This window comes from Streptomyces albidus (ex Kaewkla and Franco 2022), assembly GCF_013870515.1.
Lineage (GTDB): Bacteria > Actinomycetota > Actinomycetes > Streptomycetales > Streptomycetaceae > Streptomyces > Streptomyces albidus.
Map to the genome: position 1 here is coordinate 1 of NZ_JACBXA010000422.1, position 3021 is coordinate 3021.

4 protein-coding genes are annotated in these 3021 nt (G+C 69.9%); 1 reads left to right on the top strand and 3 read right to left on the bottom strand.

What is annotated here, in order from left to right; genetic code table 11:
- Positions 1-290: 290 nt before the first annotated feature.
- Positions 291-1040, top strand: coding sequence for a class I SAM-dependent methyltransferase (locus H5J26_RS29965; protein WP_181769102.1), 750 nt, complete (start codon positions 291-293; stop codon positions 1038-1040).
- Between the two features lie 89 nt (positions 1041-1129).
- Here H5J26_RS29965 and H5J26_RS29970 read toward each other — a convergent pair whose 3' ends face one another.
- From H5J26_RS29970 to H5J26_RS29980, 3 genes are all read right to left on the bottom strand, one after another.
- Positions 1130-1708 carry a dihydrofolate reductase family protein gene (locus H5J26_RS29970; RefSeq protein ID WP_181769103.1) on the bottom strand — a complete coding sequence of 193 codons (579 nt, stop codon included), beginning with the start codon at positions 1706-1708 and terminating at the stop codon, positions 1130-1132.
- Positions 1705-2166 (bottom strand): YybH family protein, encoded by a 462-nt coding sequence (locus H5J26_RS29975; protein WP_419183869.1) that lies wholly within the window; start codon positions 2164-2166, stop codon positions 1705-1707. The genes H5J26_RS29970 and H5J26_RS29975 overlap by 4 nt, the downstream gene beginning before the upstream one ends.
- Before the next feature lie 270 nt (positions 2167-2436).
- The gene (locus H5J26_RS29980; RefSeq protein ID WP_181769105.1) at positions 2437-2910 is read right to left on the bottom strand and encodes an acyl-CoA thioesterase; all 474 of its coding nucleotides are present in this window, start codon (positions 2908-2910) and stop codon (positions 2437-2439) included.
- Between the last annotated feature and the right edge of the window lie 111 nt (positions 2911-3021).

The following is a 3021-nucleotide window of genomic DNA, read 5'->3' on the forward strand; positions in this document are numbered from 1 at the left end:
GCCGGACGAGAGCCGGGAGCGGAGCACGGCCAGGACGACGAGGACCGCTGAACGGTCGCGTCCAGACTCGCCGAGAGACTCGTCGAGAAACCTGCCCCGGCGTCGCCGTGAGAGGGCCGCAGCAGCCTTCGGACGGGGCACGGGCGGGTGCACGAGCGCTGCCCGGACCCTGTCCTCGCCGTGCCCGTGCCGGCCTCCTCACCGACCGTCCAAGCGCCCGCCCCATGCGGCCTGATCTGGTGTTACGTGGTTCCGAGGCGTACGTTCCCGCATGGCGAAGGGGGAGCCGGATGGACCGGAACATTCGCACCGTCGACGACGTACTGAAGCTCCTGGACGACCTGTTCGCTCCGGACGCGGACCGCTGGACGACTGAGGGCGCCGGCTGGTGGGACGGCTTCTACTCCGACCGCTCGAAGCCCGTGCCGTTCTTCGCGGCGAAACCGGACGAGAACCTCGCCTCGTACCTCGACCGGGGTCTCGTCGCACCGGGGCGGGCGCTCGATCTGGGCTGCGGGCCCGGCCGCAACGCCGTCCATCTGGCGTCGCGGGGCTTCGAGGTGGACGCGGTCGACCTCTCCCCGACGGCCGTCGCCTGGGCCGGGGAGCGCGCCCGCGAGGCAGGCGCCGAGGTCCGGTTCCACTGCGGTGACGCCTTCGGCCTCACCGGGGCCGAACTGGGCGGCCCGTACGACCTGATCTACGACTCGGGCTGCTTCCACCACCTGCCGCCTCACCGCCGCGTCAGCTACCTCGCCCTCCTCGACCGGCTCCTCGCACCCGGCGGGCACTTCGCCCTCTCGTGCTTCGCGGCCGGCGGGATGGGCTCCGAACTCCCCGACGCAGCCTTCTACAGCGACGCCCGGCTGCACGGCGGGCTCGCCTACACACCGGAGGCCCTGCGCCGGATCTTCTCCGGTCTGCTGGAGGTCGAGTTGCGGCGCATGCGTGACGAGCCGCCCGCCTCCACCTGCTTCGGCGAACCCTTCCTCTGGACGGCCCTGTTCCGCCGTGACGCGCAGGGCTCCCGTGACGCGTAGGGGCTGCCATGGCGCGCGGGGGCTGACGGGCCGGGCACGCGTGGAAATGGTGAACGTGCCGGGGCCGGGCGGCCCTTCGCAACACGCCGTCATGCCTCCCGGGAGTCCTCAGGGCGCCGGTGGTGAAGGAGGACGACGCCGTTGCCGAAGGTGCGGGTCCCGGCGAGACGGAGGTCGGCACGCGCCTCGGACTCCCGGAAGAAGGGCCTGCCGCGCCCGATGAGGACCGGATGGACGTAGATGCGGTACTCGTCGATCAGGTCGTGCCTTCTGAACGTCGCCGCCAGGTCAGCGCCGCCGAGCGCCATGTCCCCGCCCGGCTGGGCCTTGAGCTCCCGGATCCCGTCCGGATCGACCTCCCGCAGGATGGTCGAGTTCCCGTCGGCCCGCTCCAGGGTCCTGGAGAAGACGAGCTTGGGCATCTCCCGCCAGATCCCGGCGAACTCCGCTTCGGGTCCGGTGCTCGACGGGTCCGAGTCCGCATCCGGCCAGACCCCCTCCATCAGCTCGTAGTTGACGCGCCCCATGAGGAAGGCGCTCATTCCGCGCAGCTGTTCGTTGAAGTGGGAGTGCAGTTCGTGGTCGACCATGTGCCAGTCGAGTTCGCCGTCCGGGCCCTCGAAGAACCCGTCCAGCGACACCGACACGGACAAGACGATCTTTCTCATCGAGCTTCCTCCAGGCAGGTCTTGTCCGTGAACGAGTGGTGTTCGTGAGCCACGACCCAGCGCCCGTCCTCCTTGCGCAGCCCGATCGTCAGGCGCAGCCGGTCGTCAGGGGCGTCGCGGAGTTCCTCCGGCATCCCGCACCGCAGCAGTGCGTGGGCGAAGGCGACGTCCGCTCCGGACGTGACCTCGAGTTCGACGATGTCGAAGGAGGCGCCCATCTGCTGCCACGTGAAGAAGGGCGGCCACGTCTCCCTGTACTCAGCGATGCCACGTGCGCCGTTCTCGGGCGGGGGCACGTCGAACATCACGATGTCCTCCGCGTGATCCGCGAGGACCGTGTCCATGTCGCCGTCGTGCGCCGCCCTAGGGGGGTGTCGGCGAAGTAGCGTCGTCCGCCTGCAAGGCGGGGGGCGCGGGGTCTGGTGCGTGCGATCGCAAGACGGAGGAGGAGAGCGCAGCGGGCTGCGCCGACGACCGACAACGCCGGGAGCGTGCGTGCCAGACCCCGCACCCCAGGCGGGACTTCGCGGACACCCCCTAGTCCAGCGCTCGATCAGCGTCCGGATCTGCGCCTCGTCATCGGTCACCGATGGCTCCCTTCCGGTCCTCGCAGCGCTGCGGGCCCGCTCGTACGTCCGCTCGTACGTCCATGGGAGGGGTGACCGCCGCGGGAGCCGGAACTCATCGGCGGGCGGCTCTCACCGGACGGGGCGCCGGCGGAGGTCCGGTCAGATTCCGGGGTCGATGTCGCTCACCATGGCGCCCGCCCGGGCGAGTTGCTCCTCGGGCATCGGGCAGGATCGCCGCTTCCCGGTGTCGATGTGGACCCCGGTCAGCACCGTGACTGCTGCCACCTCACCGGTAGCCGCGTTCTCCATCCGGTGGCAGAAGCGGATCACTTTGCTGCGCACCTCCAGCAGAGCCGAACGCACGACAAGCACGTCCCCGGCACGCACTTCGCGGCGATAGGAGATCCGCTGGTCCACCGCGGCCATTCCGCGGCCCCCGGCACGGAGGTATTCGGGGGTGACGCCGAAGCTCGAGAAGAGCTGCCAGGTGGCCTCGTCGAACTTCCCGACGTACCACATGACGTTCATGTGCCCCATGTGGTCGCAGTGCCACGGGTACACCGTCCCGCGATACGTCACCTCCATGTCCGCCTTCTCGTCCGGCTTCACGTCCGCCTTCACATCCGGCTCCATGTGCACCTTCCCTTCGCCGCCCTCACCGCACGTCGGTCGTCACCGGGGATGTTAGTCATCGTTAACCCGTGGAGCCGATGTGATCTGCGTCATGACGACTGAGGCACCGCG